Origin of the sequence: Vibrio sp. MMG023 (genome assembly GCF_021654215.1) — a bacterium.
GTDB lineage: Bacteria > Pseudomonadota > Gammaproteobacteria > Enterobacterales > Vibrionaceae > Vibrio > Vibrio jasicida.
On sequence record NZ_JAKFZP010000004.1, the window covers coordinates 302,524 to 328,923 of the forward strand.

Consider the following 26,400-nt stretch of genomic DNA (forward strand, 5'->3'; position numbering starts at 1 on the left):
ATTGAACGTGAAGCAAAGCTTTTTAAAAGAAATTGTTAGAAGAAACTGATAGGCAAGTAGAAATCTAATTCAAACGCTTCTTCATGATTTAAAAAGTGGTTTTGATGATAATGCACATACGCAGGAGTCGAGCGTTGCTTGAACCCCGAGTTTGGTAACCATTTCTCCAACACCATACTGATTTGAGGCAGCAGCTCACCATACACACCAGTCAACCTGAACACCGCATGTAAGCCACCCGGAATGGTCATCTGGTTCACCACTCCGCGATACTTAAGCGGTTTATCAATGGCCATGCACGCCACGTAACGACATTTGTCCAACTCAACCCAAGCCGGGTTGGAATGATGCAAACCATATTGCGTAGAGAAGTCTCGGTTCTCAGAGTTGGCCCACGCTTTTAACACCAGCCAAGCATTGCGAATCGAACGGTTATAACCCTCGTGACGAACATAAGCCGCAAAGCGTTGGGGCACTTCGACAACTTTAGGATCTGGTAAAGCACGCTTGGCGACGCGATGATAACCCGCCGCCACTTCTGGATCTTTGAGATACGGCTTTTCCGCGACATGCAAATCATGCTTGCGCCAAGCACCGGGCGACATATCAAACGTGGATTTAAAGGCACGGCTGAATGACGATACCGAACTGAAACCGCACTTATTGGCAATCTCTAATACCGACGATTTGGTATCGAACATCAACTGGTTTGCAGCGTATTCCATTCGCGTACGACGAATGTATTGATGAATCGATTCGCCAACCACCTCTTTAAAAATCCGATGGAAGTGCTGCTCAGAATACGCCGCTACGTCAGCCAACTCTTTAGCGGATAATTCTCTGCTAATGTCTTGGTGAATGTAGAACAGTACGTCATTGATTCTGGAAACTTGTTGTTGGCTCATATTCTGTCTTTTGGCTTAAATAGCATAAATGGACATGTTTAACAGCATAAATGGACACACTAAAGTAAGCAATTCCCATGTACTATTTCTCGCATAACAATGAGAAATACGAGAAACACAACACATGGAAATCGCACAGTCACTACAACAAGTAAAGTCATCGTACATTCGAGAGATCCTCGCTGCTGCCAGCGATAAAAACGTCATCTCGCTTGCTGGCGGTTTGCCAGACGAGAAGACCTTCCCAATCGATTTAATGAAACCAACACTGGAAAATCTCGCAAACATGCCTGAGGTTTTCCAATACGGTTCGACGGCCGGTTACACACCTCTGCTTAATTTCTTGACGGATTACTTCCAGTTGCCAGACACGCACAGCGCAATGGTAACGACTGGCTCTCAGCAAGGTTTGGATTTGATTGCACGCGCTTATGTGAACCCAGGTGACAAAGTCGTAATGGAAGCCCCAAGCTACCTTGGTGCGATGCAGGTGTTTGGCTTGGTTCAAGCAAACATCGTGACTGTTTCTCAAACAGAGTTCGGTCCAAACCTTGAAGAGCTAGAACAGTGCTTCGCTGAACAAAAGCCGAAGATGTTCTATGCGGTGCCAGATTTCCATAACCCAACAGGCGTATGCTGGGCACTAGAAACACGTCAAAAAGTTGCAGAGCTTTGTATTCAATACAATGTGGCATTTATCGAAGATGCACCGTACCGCGAGCTGCGTTTCTCTGGTGAAGCTTTGCCTTTGGTTTCTGATTTCTGTCCACAGAACTCTATCGTACTGCGTTCATTCTCTAAGATTGCATCGCCAGGCCTTCGTATTGGTGTGGTTACGGGTAAAACTAGCTACCTAGAACCGCTGATTAAAATCAAACAAGGTGCCGATCTGCACTCAAGCGTACCGATGCAAGCCCTACTGCACGGCTTGCTTCAACATGACAACTTTGCCACCCACATCACCACCATCTGTGAATTGTACAAGTCTCGCTACGATGTGATGTATGCAGAGCTAGAAAAACAGCTTCCATCAAGCTGCGTCCTCAAGCCTGTTGATGGTGGTATGTTCGTATGGGTAGAGATCCCAGAATGCGATACCTTTGAGCTGGCAAAATCACTGCTTACTAACGGTGTGGCGGTTGTACCAAGCCCAGTCTTCTACCCAGAGGGCTCAGCAGTAAAAGCAGCGCTGCGCTTAAACTTTACAAACGCTACACCAGAAGAATTGACAGTTGCCGTGACCCGTTTGGCGGACGTATTAAACGCACTGTAGTCAAAATTACGCCTTGATTTCCAAACACCTGCCTTTGAGATGCGAATTAAGTCTCAAAGGTAGCGTTTCAAAAAGTTCCAAAAAAAATTTATTTTTTTCTCTCAAAATCAACTCTCTACGTTAAGTGTCTGTTTTCTCTTGATCCTCGCACCATCGCAAAAAATAGATCTCGATCACGGATTTGAAGCTTGGAAAAGTTACGTCTATCTTTCAGAAAAAAGACATCGACCTTGTAGCATCATCGACGAATTCAAACACTTTTGATCGTGACGGCTTATCGCGATTTAGAGTTGGGCAGAAAAGCCAACTAAACAGTCTTGTGAAGATGAACGTGGCGAGGACGCAACTACAACCATTCTGAATGTCGCTATCCCAACTAAGTTGGGCAACAAACGTTAGCTGAGCGCATCATATTCCAGAGGGGTTATCAGGATGAACAATCGACCATCGAAAGGACTCGTCATCACTGGCTTGTCCGCCATGCTATCACTCGTTGCTGCAACATCTGCAAATGCAAGCAACTCACCGAACTGTAGCGACGTTCTCGCCGGTAATAAGACCGCTGCATCGCAAAAAATGACGGTGTTACTTGGGGAAGATATTACTCAAGCTAACCTTGTAACTACCGTCGTTCCAGAGAAAAACAATCCATTCGTGACCGAAGCATTAGTCTCTGTGGCTAACGACGTATCACCAAACGGCCCATTACCTAAGCAGTCGCTGGCAGAAATCAAACAAGTGCGTGCCAACATAGAGAAGGCCGGCGTTGAAGTAAGCAAGTTACAAGGTACATATGAAGTCGCATTCGTGAGCTTAATTGATGGTCACTGTCAGTTCTCGACCAATAACATGACCACTCACGCGAAGATCGACTTCGATCACTTAGAGGGCTTGTCTGCTTACTCTATCCCTGCCCTACTGGCGATGGTAGATAAGTCTTACGCGATGGCAGAAACACGTATTGCAGAGGAAGAAGCGCGTATCGCTGAAGTTGAACGCGAGAAACAAAGACAGAAAGAGCTGGCAACCGCTGCGGCAGCCGCTCGTTACCAAGACGCGAATGTCTTAGTCAAAGTCGAAAAATTTGACGGCTCGAATGTCACTTTCTCTGTGACCAACTTAGCAACAGAAGGCGATTTACAGCCAAGCTTTAACACCTTCAGAGCGTACCAAACCGATAAAGGCGAGTTGATTTACAAATCCGAATCACTGTTGAGTTTGGTGGATGGTGAAGGTAATGGCCTAGCAACCATTGGTATTGCTGAACTTGGTCCAGAGGGAAACAGCGACCTGACGATTTCTCCTGGAGAAACTCGGAAGTTCATTACCAGTGTAGAATCTGAAGTGGCGCCTCAAACTCAGCTAAGCTTGGAATTTCCTGCCAAAGTGCTCAATACCGATGACGCATTCAGTGTATCGTTTACCGATTCCGTTGCCATGGCGACCGCAAGCTTGAACTAAAATTCAAGAACGGCCTGTCCTGTCGTTCCTTGCAGCCCCCTTTAAAATTGGGGGGGCATAAAGCAAAAAAGCAGACTGTCGACAGTCTGCTTTTTATTCGTTTGTTCCAAGCTTAGTTTTGGCATTGATACGCGTTAGCGAACATAGTGACCGAGCTTGAGAAACCCAGAGGTTGATACAAGTAAAGCGTGTCTGCACCCAATTCCACTGCTTTTATGCGCATTTGGTTTAATGTGCCCCAAACCATGTCTTTGTCTGCATGGAGCCAGTAATCGTAGAAGTGACCTTCTGAGCCCATTACTGTACCAAGGTGTTGGCAGTTTTCGATTGCATTTACATCATCCCAAATCACTTTTACTTGCTCTGATTCTTGTGTTGGGAACGTCACACAACCAGTTAATAACGTTGCTAATGCTGCACCAGTCATTAACTTTTTCATAATTTCATCGCCTTAGAATTAAATAGACTGCGGATTCTATTTATCGTTTAAGCAATGAACAACAAAAATTTTTTATGCTTTACACAAGCATTGATTTTCTTGATGCCTTTAATGCGCGAGCATCACGAACATTCAGCGTCATCAAGGTAAGATTGATGAAGCCAGCAAGCAACTCAATCCCCTGAATAATGTAGAACATGTAATCAAACTGACCCATTCCCGCTAAGTACTTTAAGTAAATTGCAGCAGGAACCAAAATCAGCAGACCATTCAAGGCAACAAAAGGCATGCGTTTTTTCTTCGCAGCTAAAGGCCCTTTTTTCACATTCGGTGCCATCTTAGCACCAGTAATTCCAGTGATTGCCATTAATGGTACGACTGCCCAAATCGCATAAGAAATATAGGTTTTGACGAACAAGATAGCTTGGTGATCACCAAATAATTCAACCAACACGGTGCTAATAAAAAAGCTCATGATGAGCAGATAGGCACTGATAGAGCTGAGTCGATGAGCTAGGCTGAGTGACTTTTTCATGGCGATATTCTCTTTTTTGATTTGATGTGAGTAGCGGTACAAAATAAAGATTACACAACAATCATTGCATACGCAACATTTGCATTAAAACAAATTATAAACCTGACTCGATATTTGCACATGAAGGTTTTAACTTAATGTTTTTAATGAACATTTACTTTCAAATAAAAACAGAGTTGTGATTGGATTTTGTGAAGGAATTGGAGTAAAACTGAAGGGTAGATGAAAAGAGGGACTGAATTTGGCTTCCAAAAATAAACTGATCCGCTATCAATGCACTGAAGTCGCAGATGTTTTCAGTAAAGAAGATGAGCTAATCAAACTCGTGCAGACAGATCAACTCTCTCAAGTCCTACTGTTATGGCAAGTGAAGAGCCCAACACTGGTTCTTCCGGCAGGAAAAAAGTGGCTAATTTCGGATGAGCTTGAACAAGGCCTTGAAGACACAAACTGGAAGCTATTCTCGAGAAAAACGGGGGGCGCACCAGTCCCACAAGTCCCAGGAATCATTAATCTCTCACATATTTATCATTGGCCAGAAGGTCAGCCATACGACATCAAAAAAGCGTATCTCGACTTATGTTCTGTCCTAGAGGTTTTCTTTGAACAACTCGGTGTGAAGGTTGATGTGCACGCAACACCAAACTCATATTGTGATGGGGACTACAACCTAAACATCAATGGACAAAAAGTGGTCGGAACCGCACAACGAGTCTTACTGAAGAAGGGAGGCGGGCAAGTGGTGCTCTCTCAGGCCTGCATTCTTATTGATGCGGACGTAGAAAAGATCGTTGAACCGGTAAAACTGTGCAATCAATTGTGCGGCCATACCGATCATATTCGCGGTGATGTTCACACCCCCCTATTTAACCATATTGAACAAAGACCGAGTGTGGATGCCTTGTTCCAGCTCATCACTCAAACTTTTTTAGATCGCGCCAAGCAAGACTAGACTCTCATAATAAGCTCTCATCTCTTTTGAGAGCTAATCACAGAGCGTGGGAAAGTCTCTCCGACACTGCATCTCAAATAGTGCTTTTGCTTATGTCGACCATAAGGGTTGAGCCTTATTTACCACCAGCACTATATTATATACCCAAGTGACTTCAAGATGCAGGATTCAGAGCGCTGTCATTGATTCGAGATCAAGGAAAACAACGCAGCGTAATAGCCAGCTCTTTCCAAGTTGTTTGACACAGAAGTCGGGTCAATGACACGCTCCCGAAGGGCGAGTTGTCTTGGTTTGTATACTTTGTTGCCGATTCTTGATTTAGGTCCACTAGACCTTTAAATCGCCGCCGCGTCTACAAACCAAGCCACTCTCGCTGAACCTAGCATCTTGAGGTTACTTGGGTATAAGTATTTAATGTTATAACCGAGATTAAATTCAATTATGTCTCAATCACTACACCTTAATTATTAAAGCCTACATTAACATCCTCTTCATTAAAGCTTGATAATACTTATATTGAATAATATTCACCTTATTTTTATGCAACTAATAACTACACATTATTTATATGGTTAATTTATTTAAATTTTTTAGCCACAATATAATACCAGCTTAATTAGTAACCGCTAATAGCTTATGTGACCGTTGTTCAACTTATTTATATATAAACTATCTAATTATAGAAATATTTTTACAAGCTATGCTTTCTGTGTATTTTATTCAACTGACAAATATACCAACCGCTAGTTATTTGTCTCACATATAAGAATATTTTACTCAAACCAAAACACAACAGGTAAAGAAATGAATACATTTGTAAAAGTTACTGCGCTATCTGCTATCACCTTTTCATCAATGAATGCTTTTGCCGTTAGCGATACTTTCGACGCAACGTTAGAAGTAAAACAAGCGATCACTATGACCAGAACGTCTAATCTTGATTTCGGTATTATCACATCAGACCGTACAACAGACGTTGTCATTGCCCAAGGTGATGCGGGCGCTGCAACATTCACTATCGACGGCGGCGCTGGCGAAGTGGTTGATGTTGCTATCTCTGGTACTAACCTTGTAAATGGTGCAAACAACGTTGCAGCAACCTTCGACTTCTCTCCTGCGTTGACACTAACAGGTGGAACTGCTGAGCTTAAAATTGGTGGCACAGCACAAGTATCAACAGCAACGCTTGTCGCAGGTACGTACTCTGCTAGCGTTCCAGTTGATGTTACTTACCAGTAATCAATAGTATTATTTAATGAAATGGCGGAAATGTTTTAATGCCGCCATTATCAAAATAAGAATATCATGCCATTAAAAGTCGCTTTTTATTTAGGGTTATTTTTATTAACTCATCAAAGTTGCTTGGCATTGACGATCGTCCCAGAAAATATGGATATCACTTTCCCAGGAATATATTTATCTGGACGAGGTCAAAATGCAGTTTCCAACCCAACCCACAGTCAACTTTACGTTGTCCGTTTTTATGTAGACGGTGAGCCGGGACGAAAAATTACCGTCACCGTACCTAACAACCAATACCTTAATCATGACAAATCATCTCGAAAAATTAAGGTTCGTCGAATTTTTTATGGGTGTGGTTTATCTAAACGCGGGCGCTCAAAAATAAACAGCAACGGAAGAAGCAAATTGTTGTGTATCGGCGCAAAAATTCGGATAGGCGCAAAATTTCCAGCAGGCAGCTACTCTGGCACCATTCCTTTTGAGGTTAATTATCGATGAAGCACCTAGTTCTATTACTCACGACAATATTTGTCTCATTCCCCAGCTATGCGCAATTGCTGATTGCTCCCACCCGTTTGGTGCTGAATGCGGATCAATCAGTGACAGAGAAGATCATCGTAGAAAACAACTCAGACAAACCCATTAGGCTTGAAATTAAGCCAGTTTATCGCCCTATCACTTCGAGAGGTGTCACCCGCACCGACAAAGACATCGCGCAAACAGAAGATATTGCAAAGTGGATCAAAGTATCTCCGCCGATCATTCGAGAGTTAAAGCCAAACCAACGACGTACGATTCGCTTGAGGTTTAGCGCTTTACCAGCAGATAAAGACAACGGCGAATATAGAGCTTACTTGTGGTTCTCTCCTATCACTTTGGTTCAAAGCCAAACCGCAGACGCTCAAAGCTCTGGGCCCTCTTTTGCTCTCGACTTCCGAGTAAACAGCTACATCCCAGTTTACGCACAACGCGGCGAGGTTCAACAAGACGTATCCATCCAATGTAAACAAGGTGAGTTACGCATCCAAAACAAAGGCAGATATCAATTTAATGCGATGCTCAACACCGATAATCATCAAGAGAGGCTGGTATTGCTTCGACAATCTGAGCTCGTGAAACGACTTCCGGCCAAGAGTAAGATTCTTATCATACAAGACGAACAATCACTACACGAATGCACCTTGTAACCTCCCTTACATCGATTCACGTGCTAAGCCCAATCTAACGAGAATGAGACTACGTTACATTGGGCTGTGCTTGTCAATGATCTTCGCCCTATCTTTTCCGTTATTCGCCAACGAACCATCGCAGTTAGCCTTGTATCCTGCTCACATCGAGGTTCGTTTGGGTAATGTGGGGGACAGTTTTTATCGTGTTATGATGGATGACGAGGAACAGCCCTACCTGCCTATCGAGAGCAGTATTGCTTACTTATTGGAAATGCACGGAAACTGCGTTCATAAGCGTTGTGAAATACACCTACCTCAAGACGTGGCACGAGAAACCCCCGCTTTCATTATCGACCTAAGCCGTCACGTATGTTACCGATCAAATTCAACGCAACAGCCTATCCAGATCCTTTTTTATGAAGAGGAATGGCTTATCCATTGGCGTAGCCTTAATGACTGCTTACCCGTTAAAGCTCGTTGGTATATCGAAGACTACCAACTCATCATCGACAAGGGCTATAAATCCCCCTCGGAATTAGAGGAGGAAATTCAAAAACTCAAACGTGATTCTCGAGATAGAGCCAAACGACTCGAACAGTTGACGCGACAACCCTCAGTCAGACCGCTATCAACGTTGGGCTTTTCCACTCGCCTTTCCGCAACCGCGTCATATGAGAGCGATAACAAGGAGGGAGGACACCTGCTCTCCGATTCTCTATTGAGTACAGAAAATTGGATTGGCCAAATGTCTGTAGATTCACGAGAAGATCATCCAGTGGCATACTACAACATCACAATCGCTCAACCAGACAACCACAACCGAGTTGAACTTGGACATGTGTTATTGGATGGTGGTCTCTACTCGAATCCTGTGATTCTCGAAAATGGCTTTCACTACTCCAACCACAAAACGGTGCCAAAATTTGGCAACCTTCAATTGGAAAGGACAACCCAGCCAAACATCAACATCGATCTTTTAGTCAACGGGGTTTATCAAAGCTCATACCGCTCTGATGATTTTGGTCGCTTTGTGATAGAAGAAAGTAACATTGCACCGGGCGATACTCTCACTTTCCGTTATTACTTGGCCAAAGGTGTTTGGCAGCAAGAGGAAGTAATTATCGCAGGTTTGGATGGTGGCTTCCTTCCAAAAGGGCAATGGGGGATAGATCTCATCGCCGACTTTGAAAAGGCAAAAGTTGGCGCAGGTATTTTGGAATATGGCATTGATGATTACCTCACTTTTGGCAGCACCGCGTTAATTGCAGAACACGACACGCTCTTGGCTTTCCAAACACGCTATCTCCCACGCCACTGGCTTGCAATGCATGTGGGCTGGATTCCTGAATTACAACGTTTTCCTATTGAGTTGGATATGCAGTTTGGTCGCACACAATCGTTAAGCTTAGAGCTCAACAAGACGGTGAATTTCACGCGGAATTCCGAGTTGTATGACGCTTTAAAATACAGCTTTTCAGGCCCTTACTATAACGCCTACCTTGATTTAAGACGTGAAGATGATAAGTACCAAATCTCACCTCAACTCAGTGCAAAAGTTGCACGTAACCTTTTTCTCCGCGTTGAATCCAATTACACACGCGACCAGATAGAAAATATCGACGACTTTTTACATACTATTGAGCTCGCCAAGAATGGCTTTTCTGATACCTCATGGCGTGTAAAAGGGGCATGGGATAAATCCGGTTCTCTTGAACAAACTGAAGCTTCGTTGCGAAATATTTGTACCGATTGCTGGATTAACTATGGGCAGTATTTTGAAGAAGTGATGTCGAACCTGTCTGCCAGTTATACCAATAACAATGTTGAATTATCCGCAACGTTAGAAGCACGCGTAAACTCAAACTTCAAAATAAAACTGTTCGGCAACCACGAACATTATGGTATTGAGCTTACTACGGAGGCCGGGATTCGCAGCCATTTCGACGACAACATTGCCGAAATATTAGATTGGAGCAAATACAGTTATGCCAAGCTTGTCGGCACCGTCGTCGATCAACAAGGCAACGTGATCCCAAATGTCAATTTGCGTGTGCTTGACCAATTCGCGATGAGTGATGAAAACGGCGAGTTTGTTTTCCATCAAGTTCCTGCCCACGATAACCTTTCTATCCATGTTGATGAGAGCGCCCTCGACCTCAACTTAACAACGCAACACAATCCCATTCTAGTCAATACTCGCCAAGCGGGGGTTACACAAATATCCGTGGTCTTGATCGCCTCTTTTGGTATTGATGGAGTAATCGAAGGCCCACTTGAAGACCACAGCTATCTCCATTTCAAACACATTGCCAACGATATGGAATTCTCAAGCAAAATAGAGAAGGATGGCTTTTATATGGTCGAAGGACTCACGTCCGGACTCTATCTTATTACTCTAGAAAACGGACAACAAAAAAGAATGATGCAAGCCCACCTAGACAATGAATTTTGGATAAGTGAGCTGAACTACCAAGTCTCTGACTTTCACTGAGACATTGAAAAACAACCAAAGCTTATGATTCAAAAGAAAAATATAGTAACAGCACCAATAAAGTCCCTCCTCCACCTATTTTAAAAACACAGAGAGGTCATCCCCAGCCGCTGTCACCGATTCGGAAGTGAGATCTGGATCAACTATTCATCGGTAACAGAAATAGTTGAAGCCGACGCCTAAAAGCCTCAGAATGGCGCACTTTTCGCGTCGCACATAAATTCGACGCCTTGTTATCTAACTCAACAATTGAGAATCATACATATGGGTTTTACCTCGTTAGGTCTATCTGCTCCAATCCTTAAAGCTATTCAGGAAAAAGGCTACGACACCCCTTCGCCAATTCAGGCTCAAGCAATTCCTGCAATTCTGGAAGGGAAAGACGTCATGGCAGCAGCGCAGACTGGTACGGGTAAAACAGCGGGCTTTACGCTGCCAATCCTAGAACGCTTGTCAAACGGCCCTCGCGTTCGTAGTAATCATGTTCGTGCACTTATTCTTACACCCACGCGTGAACTTGCAGCTCAAGTACAAGAAAACGTGTTCATGTACAGCCGTCACCTATCGCTAAACAGTGCTGTTGTGTTCGGTGGTGTTAAGATCAACCCACAAATGCAGCGTCTACGTAAAGGTGCTGACGTATTGGTTGCAACCCCAGGCCGCTTGATGGATCTTTACAGCCAAAACGCGGTGAAGTTCGACCAACTAGAAGTACTCGTATTGGACGAAGCGGACCGCATGCTGGATATGGGCTTCATCCGCGACATTCGTAAGATTCTTGATTTGCTGCCTAAGCAACGTCAAAACCTACTGTTCTCTGCGACATTCTCGAATGAGATTCGTGACCTTGCGAAAGGCCTTGTGAACAACCCGATTGAGATTTCAGTGAACCCTGCAAACTCGACAGCACGCACTGTAGAGCAAAGCATTTACCCATCAGACGTGAAGAAGAAAGCACCGATGCTGGTAAAACTGATCAAAGATGGTGATTGGAAACAAGTACTGGTCTTCACTCGCACTAAACACGGTGCAAACCGCCTGGCGAAATTCTTAGTGGACGAAAAGCTACCAGCGGCAGCGATCCACGGTAACAAGAGCCAAGGTGCTCGTACTAAAGCGTTGGCTGATTTTAAATCTGGCGAGATTCGTGTGCTGGTAGCAACAGACATCGCTGCACGCGGTATCGATATTCCTCAGCTTCCTCAAGTGGTTAACTTCGAGCTACCAAAAGTGGCAGAAGATTACGTTCACCGTATCGGTCGTACAGGCCGTGCTGGTGAAGTGGGTAAAGCGATTTCTCTAGTGTGCGCACTTGAAGCATCAGAGCTTTTTGCCATCGAACGTTTGATTCAACAACTGCTTCCACGTAAAGAGCTAGCGGGCTTTGCACCAACCAATGTGGTTCCAGAATCTAAATTGGATACTCGCCCAATCAAGCCTAAGAAACCGAAAAAGCCTAAGAAGCCAAAAGCAGAAGGTGAAAACAGTCAAACCGCTGAGAAGAAAAATAGCGGCGGTAACAACAAACCAAAGCGTCGCTTCAACAGCGACAACAAAAACGGCAAAGGTGAAGCAGGTAAAGGCGGCGCTGGTAAACCAAAAGGCAATCGTGACGGTCAAGCTCGTTCAAACGGCAAGCCAAGCGGTAACAAGCCGAATAGCAACCAGTCTGGAGCGAACAAACCGGGCGCAAATAAAAACGGTAACGGTGGCAAACCATCAGGTAACCGCAAGCCTAACAGCGGCAAGCCAGCTGGCGCAAAGCCTTCAAACGGTAAACCGTCAGGCAACAAGCCATCAGGACAACGTCGTAAGCCACGTCCGCAAACTGCTAAGTAATTAGATACCGAGTTAAAACGACAAAGCCGCTGATAATACCAGCGGCTTTGTTTTATCCAGCGCGTTTGGAATCTACTCGCCCAAAAGCAGGAACGCAGTCGTTATAACTAGTTATACAGTCGCTTTGAAACTGTTCTCTCCTTTTATTTTTGCGTAAAATATGCCCATAAAGTAAAAGGAATACCAAATGAAAAACAGATGGTTAGGTATGGCTTGTGCGCTTCCTTTATTAGTTGCGTGCAATAGCGAGAGTTCTGCAATTGCGCTGTCTAGCGAGACCGTTTCACAAAAGCAAATCGATACGATAACGTCGAATATCAATGAGCTTTACCCAGAAGCAACTCCAGAGCAGAAGCAGAAAGCGGCAGAAGTGGTGGTACGAGCGATCGAGAACATGGTGTTCGTCGAAGGTGGCAGCTTTGATATGGGAGATTTCAAGATGGATTGTGATTTCCCAACGAAAACTGAAAACCGTTTAGATTGGTCTCCAGATGCGCAGTGTTTAAGTCATTTTGCGAGTAGTATGTTTGGTGCTCAGTACTTGCACAAAGTGACACTCGACTCCTATTTGATCTCAAAATATGAAACAAGCTTTATGGATATGGAGTGGATGCGCCAGATTAGTAACTTACCCGTCGCGTTAACCAACTTCGTTAGTGTTATTCCTTTAAAATCTAAACCTATGAAGCGCACTGATGAAAAATATAAAAAAGCTATTGAATACAACTTAAAACACAACGAGCCTGCATATACAAAATCTTGGCAAGAGGCAAAGGATTACTGTCAGTGGTTAGGCAAAGTTTCCACTTTAGAATTTGATATTCCGACTGAAGCGCAGTGGGAGTATGCAGCAAGGAGTCGCGGACAGCATTACTATTATGCAACCAATGATGGTTATCGTTCTCTAACTGAAGGACAATATTTTGATCCAGATATGGGTAAATATATAGATATACTCCCTTCAGAAGTAAATAGTAGTACGAGTAGTGAAGAATATATTGCTCAATGGCCAGCTAATCCACTAGGCATTTATGGAATGAGTAATGGTATTTCTGAGTGGGTTAATGATTGGTACGAAAAAGACTACTATCTACGCTCCGCGGAAAGGAATCCCGTAGGACCAAGTACAGGAACGCAAAAAGTCCTACGTGATAATAGGAGTAACAAGATGACCTTTGGTCGCTACGGAGAGAATACTCTTCTTGAAGCTTACTCCCCAACCCACAGCTTCCGTTGTACGATTCACGATTCAAAACCGATTTCCAAATAATATTGGCCCGAAAGGGCCAATATTTAAACGTATTGGTTAGGAGTAGAGCCACCGTAGATTGATGCATATTGCTGATTTACATGAGCTAGCTTGCGTGCAAAGGCTTTACCTTTGTAAGGATCAAATGGGATATTTGCTACCTCTTTAATTAAGTTCTTTTCAGCTAATGATGCCACCCACCTATTAAACTCATTTTGCTGAGAGCCATCAAGAATGGCATTTAGACGTTGGATGTTATTAAAAAGAGTATCCTCCCCACGTTCTTTTTCTCCCTTTTCATTCATTCTCGCTAAGATCTCTTCAAACTTGTGCCAGCTGTAAGTACTTTGTGACAGCAGAGTGCAAATAGCGTCTTCTTGCTTTTCTTCCCAATTTAAAAGAAACGTTCGAGTAAGAGTATCTAGCATTCGGCCTATTGCTTCCGGCGGAAGCTGATCAAACGGTACACCGCTGCGTGTCGATGTGTTTAAAATCCTATCGGAAAGAGTGGCGGCTTCTTTTTCAAGAGCTAGGGACTTTTTCCTCTCAGTCTTTATAAAATCAATACTAGCTTTCCCAGCAGTAACTGCCATTTTAAGGGCATCATCTGGAGATTTGATAAAATCAGCGGCAGTAAATGCAAAATAAGCAGCATCAGCCAAGTATTCATATGCTTGGCTATTGATGTTCTTCAGCATCCGGTAATCTACATACTGAAGTCCTTGCCAGATTACTTTTGTGAGGTCCCAGATTTCTTGTGCGTTGATAGCGACCGAAAAACCGCCACCTCCACCAGCTCCCCAAACCAGTTTGGCTGAGATCTTAAGGAAAAACTGTGCTCCATCTAGATAGATCTCAAAATCTGCGTTATAACCACCACCAACGGAAACATTACCTTCGGTCTGAATTTCAGCCAAAGAGTTAAAGTTTGTGATTTGATCTATTTCTGGCGCTTTCCATTGAACGCCACCTGCAAACTCACCACTTAACTGGCCACCACCAAAAACACTGGCCTTGATGCCAATCCGACCACCTCCTGCATTGCCCATACTGACATGGGGATCAAACAATATCCCAACATCATCACCTGTTTCCGGTTCTCTGTTACTGGCATCGCCTTTTACTTGCGCAACTACGCCCACAAAGCAACCCACTTTCATTTTGGCATTAAAGCGGAAACTACCAAAGGAGTGCACGGCTGATTGACCATTCGCATCGGTGTAGTTTAGGCATGGCGTATAACCCGCATCGCTAGGTAAGAAGACTTCTGCCGTAATGGCTGCTTCAAAGGCTGAAAAACCCGCAGAAGCACCTACACCTAAATCTACGTTTCCTTTCGCATTGCCGTGCTCGTCTTTCTCAAACGGGTTTAACTCAGCGTCGATAGCCGCTTGCATTCCCCAGCGACCAAGTTGCGCCTCAGAACTCACCGCAAACATTGTATTGCCTTCATCGTCGCGTAAGAGTGTATCCGTCGATTTCCATTCAGCAATTTTTCCACCGGGCGCCTGCCACTTCGCAAGATTGGCTTTAATATCAGGAGCAAACTTTTTCTGCTCAAGGTCGCTGGTGATATCGTCAGCGATAGCTTTACCAAATTCTTTGATTTTTCCCGTACGTAATGCTCGGTTTGCGTTGTTAGTATTCGAGGTATTTCGCCAACTGTTACGAACGGTCGTTTCCTCTTGAAAGAATGCTTCTCGAACATAGGTGTAAACGCCGCGATTAATCGAGTACAACTCTCTGACCCCAGTATTTGTTACAATGCCATCCAATGCTCTCTCTTTTACCGCCATTTTTTTAGCATCAACAGGCTTGCCAGAAGAGCTCTCTTTGGTTGGTGGAACTTTGGCCATTTTTTCCCACTTCGCAAGCTCTTTCTTAAGGTTTGGTACGACTGTCGCAGTCAAACGCTCTTTTAGCTCAATGGCAGAGCCTTCAGTGCCAAACCAGTTTGAGTATTCCTCAATGTAGCGGATTCGCCTTTTTAGCTCGGTTACTTTAGCGTTAGCCATTCGCTGGTTTTCTAAAGCTTTTTCTCTCTCAACCTTTTCTTTTTGAGACTGTTCTGCTTTGACACTTGCTGGATTTTTACGGCTGGGATCTGGCAATATGCCTGCGTATATCAGGTCGGCGCATAAGGCTTCTCGCTTTTGAGTATGCTTTTCCAACTCAGCCCATGTTTCTTTACCCGTTGGAGCTTGATTGACTAGGTCACTGTAGCATTGAAATAACTTCGTCGTTTCTTCGATTTCCTTATCAAGCTTTTCCACCGATTCTTTCGTTAGGCAATAGAATCGGTTCGCTGATTCACCCGTGGCAAAAATGATATCTTCAATTTCCTTTGGTTCACACAAAGGCGGCGCCACAATTGTCCCTTTCTCTTTTGGACACATTTTGGCGATTGGCTCTACCGGAAACTCGACAGGGGTAGGATCTTCCTCTTCCTGACCAGGAAGGATTAAGGTATCGCCAACTTGGATTAAATCAGGATTTGGTTGGTACTTGGGGTTTAGCTCTAACAAGATGTTGAAGTTAACACTTTGTTCGATACCGATGCCAATAAGGGTGTCACCGGGTTTAATTACGTAGGTTTTGTTACTCATGAAACGCGTCCATTACCATTGCTGCGCAATGTTTTGCATTGTGCTCAGTTGTTCTTGCGAGAGTGTCCAAGGTTGAATTGACGTAGTAGCCTCACTAGCGTGGGATAAGTTAATACTTAGCCATTGTTTGCTATGCCAATGTAGAGATGAGAGTAAAGGAAACATTTGTCGTCGCTCCTCATCACTTAATGCTGCCATTAAAGGTACTAGAGTTCTGGGCTCATAAAATCGAAACAATGCTTCTCCTTGATTGCGCGACACAAAGAGACGCTGACGCAATGAGGCTGCGACCTCCGAAGAAGAGTGAGATGGCGAACTCCAAACCAAACAACCACAAGGTGTCTGGCTCATCTTAGCTACGCATGCCTGAAGTGCCTCTTCTGATGACCCGATAGAAACTAAGACAGGCCCCTCATTGAGGTGTGATAGACGAGTACCAGCCATCAACGGGATAACCTCGAATGACTCAAGATGCACCTCCAATTTCTTTTTCCATTCAGGCCAAAGAAGAGGTTCGATAATCGCGTACGCTTGTTGATTCGTAATTAGGTTCGGTTGGGTATTACCTTGAATTCGCCAGTTTGGATTTAGCTGTGTATTTGACATGTTTTACCGCTCCCACAATCACACAGTTCTTGCATTAAGCCACCGTCTTCAACAAACCCTTTATAAGCGGCCGGAGACATAACAGGTGGTGTTTTCTTCGCTATAGATAATCCTTTAGGACGCCTTGTAGAAACGCTGCTGTTGCCGTTTGCCGCGCCGCCCGGGTTGATGTCTACTTTTCCACCCGTTGCGGTGACACTACTCGCACCATCAATGGTAATGGAGGTGCCGTTTAAATGGATGTTGCCGCTGCTCTTTAGCACTAAGCTGGATGCACCAACGAGGAACTTGATTTCATCCGCTGAGACCACCGCCGTTTCGCCATCAGAGCGGATAGAGGTGTTACCGTTCACTTCGACACTGAGGTTATTGCCGATGCTATGTGTGTCGTCAGCCCCCACATCAATAGAGCGCGATGCCATGATTACCGTGTTTTGGTCTTGCCCTACCTCCAGTGAATCGTCTTTACCAATCAAAGTTTGACGATTTTCGTCGATGTACAAGTCTCGGTTGTTGGCTATTTTCTCGGATTCATTCGCGTTGTAAGTGACGTGAACATCTTCCTCAACCTGCTCCATAAAGGTTTGCTTAGTGATGGAGGTTTTATGCCCATCAATCACTTCTTTACGGTCGCCTAAGATATTATTTTCTTGGTTGTTGCCGACTTTTAACTCTTCATCATTTCCGATGTCTCGATAACGGTTATTGAGCACTTTGGTCTTCATGTCTTTTTGAGCGCGGAAGTGAACCTCTTCTTGGTCACTCTCATCCTCAAAGTACATTTCGTTGTAACCTTCAGCCTTATGGCTTTGGGTTCTAAACACTGTGCGCGTTTTGTTTTCTGGTAATGGGTATGGCGGCGTGTGTAAACCGTTGTAAACCGCGCCCGTCACTAGTGGGCGGTCAGGGTCACCTTCTAGGAAGGTCACAATCACTTCATGACCAATACGAGGTAGATAGACTGCTCCCCAGTTGGGTGCTGCCATTGATTGACTGACACGTAGCCAACATGAACTATGCTCATCGCTTTGTGCGTAACGGTCCCAATGGAACTGAACTTTGATGCGTCCATATTCATCGGTGTAGATTTCTTCACCCGCAGGACCAACTACAACGGCAGTTTGAGGACCATCAACGACAGGTGACGCCATTTTAGGTGCACGGAATGTCACATCTCGTGGTAAGCAGACAAACTGATTGTGATAAGTTGTAGGCTCATCGCTCGACTCTTCCTCATGCACACGAGGGTTAAAGCCAGTGTGCATCACCGTCAACATGAGGTAATCACGGTTGATGCCTAAACGAGGATGCTGGCTGATATCGAAGCTGTAGCCTGCGGTGAGACGCATGATATCGCTCGCAGCTTCAATCTGATGGCTGTCCACTGTGTATTCGGACATCCACTCCGTTACACGCTGCTGCCCTAAGTCTGGTGAAGTATAACGGCCAAGATAGTCGTAGCGCTGCAAATCAAAGTTCGGGCCTTCATCCGCACTTTTTCCTTGTGGGATTTTCGGAGTGAGATAGTTGTAATCGCCATAACTAACGATGCCAGTGCGAGTACGATGCGTTTGTTCGAGGTCGAAGATATGTTCTCGATCTGGCGTACCACCACCTTGGGCATGATAAATCACAGGTCCTAGGTAAGAAGCATTAGTGGGTGAACTGATGAGCTCAGGTATCGCATCGTTGCTATCGACAATGACCATGGTATGCCCAGCTTCGCTATGCTCGAAATAATACCAAAGGCCATGCTCTGCCATTAATCGCTGCACAAAATGCTGGTCGTTTTCACGGTATTGGAGAACGTACTCTTTCGCTTCGTATTGCGCTGACAACTCAAAGCGGTAATCGCTCATGCCAGCGTCATCAAAGACCTGACGAATGATGTCGGGCGCAGCTTGCATCTGAAAGATGCGACAGTCTTGGCGCTGAGTGAGAAACCAGAGGTGTGGAACCAAGGTAATATGATAGCGCGAGAAGCGGCGACCAGAGCCTAAGTAACGAAGTTCAGAGATACTGCCGTTAAACTGGCGAGCCGTTCCTACACCTTGACCAAACAGGCTCAGGACGCCCATTTTTCGGCTTAAGGCTTCAAACGTGATGGCATCGTTGTCGGACAACACCGTCAGGTTCATTTCAAAGGGAGAAGAGACTGTTTCCGTAATCCGGAAGCTTTCGACTTTAAATGGACCGGAGAACCCAGAAACATAAAAGGTGAAATCCACATCATTTACCATACTGTTCGACTCTTATGACAATGAAGAAGTGTGTTAACACCCCTACAGACACTAAATTGGCCAAACTGTATCAAGTTATATGACGTCCATCACCGTGATGAATTAACAGATAATTTGCGCGTTAGACTAGGTATTTATTGGGGACAAATACACCAATCATCTGTGACACCAAAAATATGACTTTTTGTATGGTTATTTAATCGGTCATGTACCGATTTTGAATGTGTCAGTATGTGACGTAACTCGGCAAGAATTGTTCTGAAGCTTTGAACACGCCTTTAATTACTTACCACTCATCAGCAATCACATCGTAAACCACGTCGACGACTGGCAACGCCATTACGACAACAGCCCCTCACAATGAGGGGCTGTTTTTGGGTAGTATGCCGAATAGTAGGCTTAGATTAATGCCACTCCATTTCACCACTTAGCACTTTCGCACCCAATTCTAGATCGCCTTCTGTGGCAGCAAACTGAGGGTACTTAGCCTTCATCGCTGCCGAAATCTCGCTTGAAGATGGCTTGCTTAATTTTTCTAACGTCTGCTCAATATCTTCGATGTAGTTTATGGTGAATTGAACACCTTCCACACCTTTCGGCATATCACCTAGGTAGTGTCCCGGAATGACGTTTTTTGGTTTCAGTGCTTTCATGCGCTCCAGCGATTGGGACCATTGAGCACGCTCTTGTTTCGACTGAGTGTCCGCCATCCAAACATGAACGCCACTGTAAACCGATACTCCACCAAATACCGTCTTCTCCGAAGGTACCCAAAGGTAAGCATCATGAGTATTGATTTCTTTTACTTCAATGCGCTTACCTTCAAGCGTCAGAGTGCTGTCATTGAGTACAGTAGGCACAACAATTTTTGATGGTGCCCCCTCTTCCAAAATAGGTCCCCAGTACGCCAGTTTCGCATCTTTTGTTCGTTCGATATGTTTAACAACCGCTTCGCTCGCAACCACTTTTACATCAGGGAATGCCGCAACAATAGGCTCTAAGCCAAAATAATAGTCTGGGTCACCGCTGCTGATGTAAATCATCGACAGCTCTTTGCCACTCTTTTTAATCTGTTCCACCAACTTTTTTCCATCTTTGATGCTAAATTGTGCGTCAAACAACATCAGCTCTTTTTCACCAGAAACAAGCACAGAGCTTGCAGGAAAGATCGCATTTTCACCGGGGTTGTAGTGGGTAATCGTTAAGTCCGCAGCCGACACATAGTTCGATGCCGCTAGTGCTGTGATCAGTAGAGTAATTGAACGCTTATTCATCATCTTATTCCGTATTAGAGAACCAACTCATGTGGCTCGTTTAGTGTTGAGGTCATCTTATTTGATTGGTTTTAGATGAAATAGACAGCAAATTAACTTTCACTGTTGCGAAATCCGGACATATACTACGACAGTGATTTTCTTAAAGTGAAGCAGCAGAATGGACAGACTTGAGGCAATGAACGTCTTTGTCACGATAGTAGAGCGAGGAAGCTTAAGTGCTGCCGCTGAGCATCTCGATCTTTCGCGAACTAAAGTGACACGTTATTTAGGTGAGCTCGAAAAGTGGATGGATACTCGTCTGCTCCACCGCACAACTCGAAGCCTCAGTTTAACCAGTGCAGGGAAAGAGACGCTTGAGATTGCACGAGAGTTACTTGCACTTGAAGAATCCCTAAGCGGAATCCGAAACCAAAATCGAGTGAATCTAAAAGGTCAATTGCGTATTACCGCTAGCTATTCCATTGTGAGTAGCTTCCTAATTGACGCAATCACAAGCTTTGTTGAAAAGTGGCCTGATGTGGCGATTGATATTGTGTCGACAGATGAAACCATAAACCTCGTGGAATCACGCATTGATCTTGCCATACGCATCACCAATGAGTTGCCTGCTAATGTCGTAGCAAAGCAATTAGGTGAATGCCGCTCGGTGATATGTGCGTCCCCCAAATATATCGAACAAAAAGGCGCACCATTAAACGCCCAAGACCTAGGACACCACAATTGTCTTTCCTTTAGCTATTTTGGTCGTTCTGAGTGGATATTCTATGGACCAAACGGTGATGAGTCAGTCTCCATCAAAGGCAATATCAGCGCGAATACCCCAGAAGTACTGCTTGCTGCCGCTTTAAATGGTAACGGAATCAGCTTACAGCCCTACCCAACTGTGAAGGATATGCTCACTGAGGGTAAGTTGATTCAGCTGTTACCGGAATGGCACCCAAAAACGTTAGGCGTTCATGCCATCTATGGCACACGTAAACAAGTCACACCGTTATTAAGAGCCTTTATCGACCATCTCTCCATTAGCATGTCGGAATCCAAGCGTTGGTAAGCACTTTTCTGAGCATTCACGTCACAACGAACATCCAGTGGTTACTTAAATAGAAAGCCGCTGGATAAACCAGCGGCTTTTTCTCAGAACTTCAATTCACGTTATTGAAGCGGTGTGATGCGGATATCAGCAATCTGCGCTTCATTCATCTCGCCATCTACGCCACCTGAGTAAATGTAGGTTTCATTAGATTTCAAGTAACTCATATTGAAATGATCTTTGAGAACCAGTCGGTATGATTTGCCTTGCTCTAGAGAGACTTCAATCGGTGTTGAGTAACGCATACCTTTGTTCTCACCAATATGGCCCATTTGAATGTAACCTTTACCAACTGACTGACCAGAGTCGTCGAGAACTTCGAGCTCTTTCACTGCGTTAGTAATACCGGTGTTTAGTTGGCCTAGGTTATTGTTATACCACGCCGCCAACTGGTATCGCCCGTTGGTAGGGACGGTGAAAGCACTCAGACCATTTACATCACCGCTATCTTTGCTGACAATGACTACCGATACATCGTCTTTTAGCGGTTGGTAATCACCCTCGAGTTTGACGCGAATATCTTCGCCAACACAAACAGGTTCACTTGGGTTAGAACGGAAGCCTTGTTCATTAATACTCTCTGCCAAATAACACGCATAACCGCTTAAGGTATCGCTGTACTCTTTTCCGTTAACATTGCTTTGGATCAGTTGACCATTGCGGTACAAGTTAATGTTGTAGTCACTCGTTACACCAATCGTCACATTATTGTTAGCGCGAGCGACATCGAGCTTGGGTTCTTTTGGAGAAAAGACTTTTTCACTTTCCGTTGCGTAAGGTTTGACTCCATCAACCACTTTTATACTGCTGTCGTCAGCAACAAGACTACCCAAGGTGACTTGGTAGTGACCATTATCATCAACCGTCACCTCTTCCACTGGATAGTAACCGTTTGACTCATCTTGTACTTCTGGCAGGTGAACCGTCACAGAGTAGCTTTTACCCTTGAAGCTAAAGTTCTCCAATGTAATCTGATCTGATTGAGCAAAAAGTTGATTGCGAACCCATCCTGTAATGAACGGTTTCACTTCCAATTGCCCTGTTTCAGTGTGTATACCAAAGATAGTTTCGACCACCATATTGAGATAACCACCTACCGACCATAGCTGGCGCTGGGAGTTAATTACTGGGCCATCAAGAGAAGCATCTGCACCATGGTCGCTATGAATAATGAACGATTTGCCAGACAACCACTCCAAGTTTTCCATATTCGATAAGTTGGTTGCCGTACCACGAACTAAAGATTGAATCGCATTGTTCGCCGCTTCTACGTTTTGAGTTTGATGTGCAGCGCGCAAGCTATATGCGGTGACAAATGGCCAAATCGCACGGTTGTGATAAACCGGAACACCTGGCTGTTGAGGGAAGTAAACTGGCACACCAAACTCACTATGAGGGTAGTTTTCCATAATTTGCTTCGCTTGAGCATCACTTGCAATGCCACTTATAATTGCAAGCGCTTCACCTAGCATGTCATATTTATCGACCGCAATATCCTGCCCATTGTCAAACAGGTAGCTGACGTACATACCACGCTGTTCATTCCAAAACTCAGTATTGATTGCCGTTTTTAACTGCTCAGCCCAATCTGCGTATTTCACCGCGTTTTTTGAGTCAAATTGTTCTGCCAACTTCGCCGCTAATCGCATTGCTCGATAGTGAACCACGTTAGTAGACAACGCTTTGCTACTACCAATCGCATTAACATCATCAGGCGTCCAAGTAGAATATGTCTGTTCACGCCAATCCAAGAAAGACTGTTCTCCCGTGTAAAGGCCTGAATCTTGATCAAACGCCGCTAAACGGTCGGCTTCTAGCGTGTTGCTAACTGCGTTGTAAGCACGCTCTGCAAATTGGTTGTAAGCTTCGCCATCCAGTGCCGACAGTAAACGTTCTGCCCCTAAGGCCCATGTTGTTCGATCGGTACTGATCGGCCAACTGCCACCAGTGCCTGTATCTTGGACGATTTGCTCACCATCGTATTGTTGATCTGTTGAGTCACGGAACGCAGATAGTTTGAATTCCAAACCGTTTTCAACACGCGTAGGATTCATCAACGCAAGGGAAAGGTCGGCCGCATATGCCAAATCACGAGTCCAAACGTAATGCCACTTGGCACCTGTCTCAAACACTTCTGCCTTTATTGGTTTGTTGTAGTTGTAATTGCCGTCTTTGATCTCAGACACCGCAAGTTGATCGAGCTCTTTCATCGTCAAAGCGAACAGTGCATCAAACGCGAGATCGCCAGATACGACGCGAGGTCCTTCTTTCTCCGTAATCACCATGCCTTGATCCAGAGCGTCTCGCAGTTCCGTCGTGGTAGAGATGCCAAATTCACGCAGATCTGCTTTAGGGTCCTTGACTGAAAATGTCACTGTTTCATTGCTGTCATCATAGTTTCGGAACAGTTTTAGTTCTTTATTTTGATGCCCCTCATGCACCATTTCAGGATCCAAAATAGCATCTGAGTAATACTTCTCTGCCTCTTCCTGCGTGGCTTTTGTTACGGTCATCGTCGCGCTGCTTTCATCCGCAAAACTCACAGAGAACTTATAGTAACCTTTATCTTCAAACGTGATTTCCGAATTGCAGTCGTCATTCATACACGCTTCATTCGTTTCTGGTTTTGGTAAGTAGTCCTGAGCCTTATCAAACATCGCAGGCTGTTCAAAATGAGTGTATTGGATTTGCCAGCCAGGATCGGCAATCTTGAATTGGTTACTGCCTCGCGCTACACGCAACACGGTTTCATATTCATTGTTCCCTAAATAGTTCAGCTTCGCGTGTTCTGCAGTCCCCCAATCGCCATTCAATCCGCGCAAGTAAAGATCTTCCGAAATAATTGGTTTATCGACGATCTCCGTGGTATCAGAATCTGAACCACATCCAACTAATCCCATCGTTGCAGCAACAGCAAGCGCAATAAAACTTGGTTTCATGTTCATCCCTTAGATTGTTATTTTGGCGACAGTCTAAGGAACACGCTCTTCAGAGAAAAATAGGTAACAGCGCCAGCTTTATAGACAATATCTATATGTTGCTCACCAATAGTGATTTAGATCTATGAAACACTAATAAATTCAATTATGTCAGATAGCAGATTTGTGATTTATAAAAGAAATTGTGCACAATACCTTCAAGAAACCTTGTTTTAAAAAGGGGAATAACAATGGACAAATCTCTACAGCAATTTTTACTGATTGCTCGCTGTCAAAGCATAAGTGCCGCCGCAAGGATGGCCGGACTAAGCCAACCGACAATGACGAGTAATTTAAAAAAGCTGGAAGAGTCTCTTGGCGTCACACTCTTTGAACGCCACCAAAGCGGTATGGTTCTAACCGAATTTGGTCGTATTCTCTATCGTCATAGCGATGCGATGCAGCACGAATACAATCAAATGATGCAAGGCATTGAAGAGAGGAAGCAGTATCAAGTCGGCAAAATAAAAATAGGAACTGGAGACGCGTGGTGGCCTTTGTTCGTAAAGCAAGCCTTAGATAAACATTTGTCTCATCAACCATCCGCATCTACACACGTCGAATTTGGCAATCATTTAGGCTTAATGGATTCTTTGATTAATGAGCAAATTGAATTCTTCATTGGTCATGAAATTGTAGGGTTGTCGTCAAAGTGTGATGTTACTTTTATTCCTTTATTTCAAACTGTTGACGCCTACTTTGTCTCTCCCAATCATCCACTTTTAGGTAAAGTAGTGACGAAACAAATGCTCCATGAATACCCCGCCCTATCCGTCACCTATGATGCAAAAAAGTTTAACCATGTTTTAGACAACCCAATTCCCAAGCAAAACGAAAGGGAACGTCAGCAACTTGATAACCGCCCAACTTACGAAGTCGATTCGTTACTTGCGAGTATTGATGTACTAAAAAGTGGCATAGCGGTGATGTCTTATACCAGCCACCTGAGCGACTACTTACAATCGTTCGGGTTGAAAATCTTAACCGTGGATTCACAGCCTAAGCCGGGTACTGTCGGCATCTATCGCCATAGAATGGAAACCTCGGAATCTCACTTGGCTTTGATTGCACACATCACTAAGTTAGCGCAAAATTTAAGCTAATCACTATTGAGGTAACCCAATGACATACGATGAATTTAATCAATTCTGCGGCTCATTCGCTGCCACTTCCCACGTTGTTCAGTGGGGCGACGCGCATGTTTGGAAAGTCGGTGGAAAGGTGTTTGCTATTGGTGGTTGGAGTAAAGACAAGCAGCCTGCATTTACGTTTAAGACTTCCCCTTTAAACTTCGACTTTTTAAGTGATTATGAGGGCTATATTCCTGCCCCTTATTTCGCAAACCGTGGAATGAAGTGGATTCAGCAAACGGAAACCTCCGGACGCCTAGACGAAGAGCTAAAGTACTATTTGTCAGAATCTTATCGATTGGTTGCACTTGGCTTGAGTAAACGAAAACGCGATGAACTCGGCATTGAACTGCCACCAGCGAAGTAATGCCGATGCTTGAAGATAAACTTGCTCAGTTTTTAGCAGAAGATCCACTTCGCATTCAAGCATTGGAGTGTGTTCGATCACTGGCTTTGCCAGATTGCTACATTGCTGCGGGCTTTGTGCGAAACTTAGTTTGGGATCACCTTCACCAGAAGAAAAATCCAACACCATTAAACGATCTTGATGTGGTTTATTTCGATCTGAATGAGTTGGACGAACAAGCCTACCTCAAATACGAAGCTCAACTAAACGCCTTAATGCCAGAGCTTAACTGGCAAGTGCGCAATCAAGCAAACATGCACCTAAGGAATGGTGATAAGCCATACCAAAGCACCTTAGATGCGATGAGTCACTGGCCAGAAAAAGAGACGGCGGTCGCTGCCAGATTGAACGAAAAGAATCAGATAGAGTGCATTTCAGCGTTCGGATTTGATTCTTTGTTTGAAGGCCAGATTACTTACAATCCCAAGCGAACATTAGCGCTGTTTCAATCTCGGGTAGAATCCAAAAACTGGCTAATCACATGGCCTCAATTACAGGTTGCCGTCTAAGCC

21 protein-coding genes are annotated in these 26,400 nt (G+C 44.5%); 13 read left to right on the plus strand and 8 right to left on the minus strand.

Annotated elements, in window-relative coordinates; all coding sequences use genetic code 11:
* Positions 1-35 precede the first annotated feature (35 nt).
* Positions 36-905 (minus strand): helix-turn-helix domain-containing protein, encoded by an 870-nt coding sequence (locus tag L1076_RS14870; protein ID WP_038882412.1) that lies wholly within the window; start codon positions 903-905, stop codon positions 36-38.
* A gap of 124 nt (positions 906-1,029) precedes the next feature.
* Between L1076_RS14870 and L1076_RS14875 the strand changes: the two genes are divergently transcribed.
* Positions 1,030-2,178 (plus strand): PLP-dependent aminotransferase family protein, encoded by a 1,149-nt coding sequence (locus tag L1076_RS14875; RefSeq protein WP_045407963.1) that lies wholly within the window; start codon positions 1,030-1,032, stop codon positions 2,176-2,178.
* A 432-nt stretch (positions 2,179-2,610) separates the two neighbouring features.
* Positions 2,611-3,639: a hypothetical protein gene (locus L1076_RS14880; RefSeq protein ID WP_042602148.1), complete on the plus strand. Its 1,029-nt coding sequence runs from the start codon at positions 2,611-2,613 to the stop codon at positions 3,637-3,639.
* Positions 3,640-3,751: 112 nt separating this feature from the next.
* On the opposite strand, the gene L1076_RS14885 is transcribed toward L1076_RS14880, so the two are convergent.
* A complete protein-coding gene (locus L1076_RS14885; RefSeq protein ID WP_038865090.1) occupies positions 3,752-4,078 on the minus strand; it encodes a DUF4156 domain-containing protein in 327 nt (108 codons plus the stop codon).
* Between the two features lie 79 nt (positions 4,079-4,157).
* Positions 4,158-4,613, minus strand: coding sequence for a hypothetical protein (locus L1076_RS14890; protein WP_237303895.1), 456 nt, complete (start codon positions 4,611-4,613; stop codon positions 4,158-4,160).
* A gap of 241 nt (positions 4,614-4,854) precedes the next feature.
* Between L1076_RS14890 and L1076_RS14895 the strand changes: the two genes are divergently transcribed.
* From L1076_RS14895 to L1076_RS14925, 7 genes are all read left to right on the plus strand, one after another.
* The gene (locus L1076_RS14895) at positions 4,855-5,565 is read left to right on the plus strand and encodes a lipoate--protein ligase (RefSeq protein WP_237303896.1); all 711 of its coding nucleotides are present in this window, start codon (positions 4,855-4,857) and stop codon (positions 5,563-5,565) included.
* Between the two features lie 804 nt (positions 5,566-6,369).
* Positions 6,370-6,804: a DUF4402 domain-containing protein gene (locus L1076_RS14900; protein ID WP_038865086.1), complete on the plus strand. Its 435-nt coding sequence runs from the start codon at positions 6,370-6,372 to the stop codon at positions 6,802-6,804.
* 66 nt (positions 6,805-6,870) lie between these two features.
* Positions 6,871-7,305: a DUF4402 domain-containing protein gene (locus L1076_RS14905; RefSeq protein ID WP_102387886.1), complete on the plus strand. Its 435-nt coding sequence runs from the start codon at positions 6,871-6,873 to the stop codon at positions 7,303-7,305.
* Positions 7,302-7,994, plus strand: a complete 693-nt coding sequence (locus L1076_RS14910) for a DUF916 domain-containing protein (RefSeq protein ID WP_237303897.1) — start codon at positions 7,302-7,304, stop codon at positions 7,992-7,994. Before L1076_RS14905 ends, L1076_RS14910 begins: the two co-directional genes overlap by 4 nt.
* 76 nt (positions 7,995-8,070) lie before the next feature.
* Positions 8,071-10,467 (plus strand): carboxypeptidase-like regulatory domain-containing protein, encoded by a 2,397-nt coding sequence (locus L1076_RS14915; RefSeq protein WP_237303898.1) that lies wholly within the window; start codon positions 8,071-8,073, stop codon positions 10,465-10,467.
* A 264-nt stretch (positions 10,468-10,731) separates the two neighbouring features.
* Positions 10,732-12,306 (plus strand): DEAD/DEAH box helicase, encoded by a 1,575-nt coding sequence (locus L1076_RS14920; RefSeq protein WP_038882423.1) that lies wholly within the window; start codon positions 10,732-10,734, stop codon positions 12,304-12,306.
* A gap of 187 nt (positions 12,307-12,493) precedes the next feature.
* Positions 12,494-13,576, plus strand: coding sequence for an SUMF1/EgtB/PvdO family nonheme iron enzyme (locus L1076_RS14925; protein ID WP_237303899.1), 1,083 nt, complete (start codon positions 12,494-12,496; stop codon positions 13,574-13,576).
* A 23-nt stretch (positions 13,577-13,599) separates the two neighbouring features.
* On the opposite strand, the gene L1076_RS14930 is transcribed toward L1076_RS14925, so the two are convergent.
* The 4 genes from L1076_RS14930 to L1076_RS14945 all read right to left on the minus strand — a co-directional run bounded on the left by L1076_RS14930 (position 13,600) and on the right by L1076_RS14945 (position 20,281).
* Complete coding sequence (locus tag L1076_RS14930; RefSeq protein ID WP_104037689.1) at positions 13,600-16,161, minus strand: LysM domain-containing protein; 2,562 nt, start codon at positions 16,159-16,161, stop codon at positions 13,600-13,602.
* 12 nt (positions 16,162-16,173) lie between these two features.
* Positions 16,174-16,767 (minus strand): DUF4123 domain-containing protein, encoded by a 594-nt coding sequence (locus L1076_RS14935; RefSeq protein ID WP_237303900.1) that lies wholly within the window; start codon positions 16,765-16,767, stop codon positions 16,174-16,176.
* Positions 16,749-19,007 carry a type VI secretion system tip protein VgrG gene (gene tssI, locus L1076_RS14940; protein ID WP_237303901.1) on the minus strand — a complete coding sequence of 753 codons (2,259 nt, stop codon included), beginning with the start codon at positions 19,005-19,007 and terminating at the stop codon, positions 16,749-16,751. Before tssI ends, L1076_RS14935 begins: the two co-directional genes overlap by 19 nt.
* Positions 19,008-19,411: 404 nt before the next feature.
* Positions 19,412-20,281 (minus strand): Vmh family MBL fold metallo-hydrolase, encoded by an 870-nt coding sequence (locus L1076_RS14945; protein ID WP_237304062.1) that lies wholly within the window; start codon positions 20,279-20,281, stop codon positions 19,412-19,414.
* A gap of 160 nt (positions 20,282-20,441) precedes the next feature.
* Between L1076_RS14945 and L1076_RS14950 the strand changes: the two genes are divergently transcribed.
* Positions 20,442-21,335: a LysR family transcriptional regulator gene (locus L1076_RS14950; RefSeq protein WP_237303902.1), complete on the plus strand. Its 894-nt coding sequence runs from the start codon at positions 20,442-20,444 to the stop codon at positions 21,333-21,335.
* A gap of 101 nt (positions 21,336-21,436) precedes the next feature.
* Here the strand turns inward: L1076_RS14950 and L1076_RS14955 are convergent, their stop codons facing one another.
* A complete protein-coding gene (locus L1076_RS14955; RefSeq protein ID WP_237303903.1) occupies positions 21,437-24,313 on the minus strand; it encodes an amylo-alpha-1,6-glucosidase in 2,877 nt (958 codons plus the stop codon).
* Between the two features lie 230 nt (positions 24,314-24,543).
* Here L1076_RS14955 and L1076_RS14960 point away from each other — a divergent pair, with 230 nt between their 5' ends.
* From L1076_RS14960 to L1076_RS14970, 3 genes are read left to right on the plus strand one after another with little or no spacing between them, the layout of a single operon-like run.
* Positions 24,544-25,455, plus strand: a complete 912-nt coding sequence (locus L1076_RS14960) for a LysR family transcriptional regulator (protein WP_237303904.1) — start codon at positions 24,544-24,546, stop codon at positions 25,453-25,455.
* Between the two features lie 19 nt (positions 25,456-25,474).
* Positions 25,475-25,849: an MmcQ/YjbR family DNA-binding protein gene (locus tag L1076_RS14965; protein WP_039977147.1), complete on the plus strand. Its 375-nt coding sequence runs from the start codon at positions 25,475-25,477 to the stop codon at positions 25,847-25,849.
* A gap of 5 nt (positions 25,850-25,854) precedes the next feature.
* Positions 25,855-26,397, plus strand: a complete 543-nt coding sequence (locus L1076_RS14970; protein ID WP_237303905.1) for a nucleotidyltransferase family protein — start codon at positions 25,855-25,857, stop codon at positions 26,395-26,397.
* Positions 26,398-26,400 lie beyond the last annotated feature (3 nt).

What these genes read in the sequence shown, in the direction of transcription:
- L1076_RS14950 (WP_237303902.1), top strand. Translation starts at nt 20,442, where the DNA reads ATGGACAGACTTGAGGCAATGAACGTCTTTGTCACGATAGTAGAGCGA.
- L1076_RS14875 (WP_045407963.1), top strand. Translation starts at nt 1,030, where the DNA reads ATGGAAATCGCACAGTCACTACAACAAGTAAAGTCATCGTACATTCGA.
- L1076_RS14900 (WP_038865086.1), top strand. Translation starts at nt 6,370, where the DNA reads ATGAATACATTTGTAAAAGTTACTGCGCTATCTGCTATCACCTTTTCA.
- L1076_RS14930 (WP_104037689.1), bottom strand. Translation starts at nt 16,161, where the DNA reads ATGAGTAACAAAACCTACGTAATTAAACCCGGTGACACCCTTATTGGC.
- L1076_RS14925 (WP_237303899.1), top strand. Translation starts at nt 12,494, where the DNA reads ATGAAAAACAGATGGTTAGGTATGGCTTGTGCGCTTCCTTTATTAGTT.
- L1076_RS14955 (WP_237303903.1), bottom strand. Translation starts at nt 24,313, where the DNA reads ATGAAACCAAGTTTTATTGCGCTTGCTGTTGCTGCAACGATGGGATTA.
- L1076_RS14885 (WP_038865090.1), bottom strand. Translation starts at nt 4,078, where the DNA reads ATGAAAAAGTTAATGACTGGTGCAGCATTAGCAACGTTATTAACTGGT.
- L1076_RS14945 (WP_237304062.1), bottom strand. Translation starts at nt 20,281, where the DNA reads ATGAATAAGCGTTCAATTACTCTACTGATCACAGCACTAGCGGCATCG.
- L1076_RS14960 (WP_237303904.1), top strand. Translation starts at nt 24,544, where the DNA reads ATGGACAAATCTCTACAGCAATTTTTACTGATTGCTCGCTGTCAAAGC.
- tssI (WP_237303901.1), bottom strand. Translation starts at nt 19,007, where the DNA reads ATGGTAAATGATGTGGATTTCACCTTTTATGTTTCTGGGTTCTCCGGT.
- L1076_RS14910 (WP_237303897.1), top strand. Translation starts at nt 7,302, where the DNA reads ATGAAGCACCTAGTTCTATTACTCACGACAATATTTGTCTCATTCCCC.
- L1076_RS14920 (WP_038882423.1), top strand. Translation starts at nt 10,732, where the DNA reads ATGGGTTTTACCTCGTTAGGTCTATCTGCTCCAATCCTTAAAGCTATT.
- L1076_RS14935 (WP_237303900.1), bottom strand. Translation starts at nt 16,767, where the DNA reads ATGTCAAATACACAGCTAAATCCAAACTGGCGAATTCAAGGTAATACC.
- L1076_RS14905 (WP_102387886.1), top strand. Translation starts at nt 6,871, where the DNA reads ATGCCATTAAAAGTCGCTTTTTATTTAGGGTTATTTTTATTAACTCAT.
- L1076_RS14915 (WP_237303898.1), top strand. Translation starts at nt 8,071, where the DNA reads ATGATCTTCGCCCTATCTTTTCCGTTATTCGCCAACGAACCATCGCAG.
- L1076_RS14890 (WP_237303895.1), bottom strand. Translation starts at nt 4,613, where the DNA reads ATGAAAAAGTCACTCAGCCTAGCTCATCGACTCAGCTCTATCAGTGCC.
- L1076_RS14965 (WP_039977147.1), top strand. Translation starts at nt 25,475, where the DNA reads ATGACATACGATGAATTTAATCAATTCTGCGGCTCATTCGCTGCCACT.
- L1076_RS14870 (WP_038882412.1), bottom strand. Translation starts at nt 905, where the DNA reads ATGAGCCAACAACAAGTTTCCAGAATCAATGACGTACTGTTCTACATT.
- L1076_RS14880 (WP_042602148.1), top strand. Translation starts at nt 2,611, where the DNA reads ATGAACAATCGACCATCGAAAGGACTCGTCATCACTGGCTTGTCCGCC.
- L1076_RS14970 (WP_237303905.1), top strand. Translation starts at nt 25,855, where the DNA reads ATGCTTGAAGATAAACTTGCTCAGTTTTTAGCAGAAGATCCACTTCGC.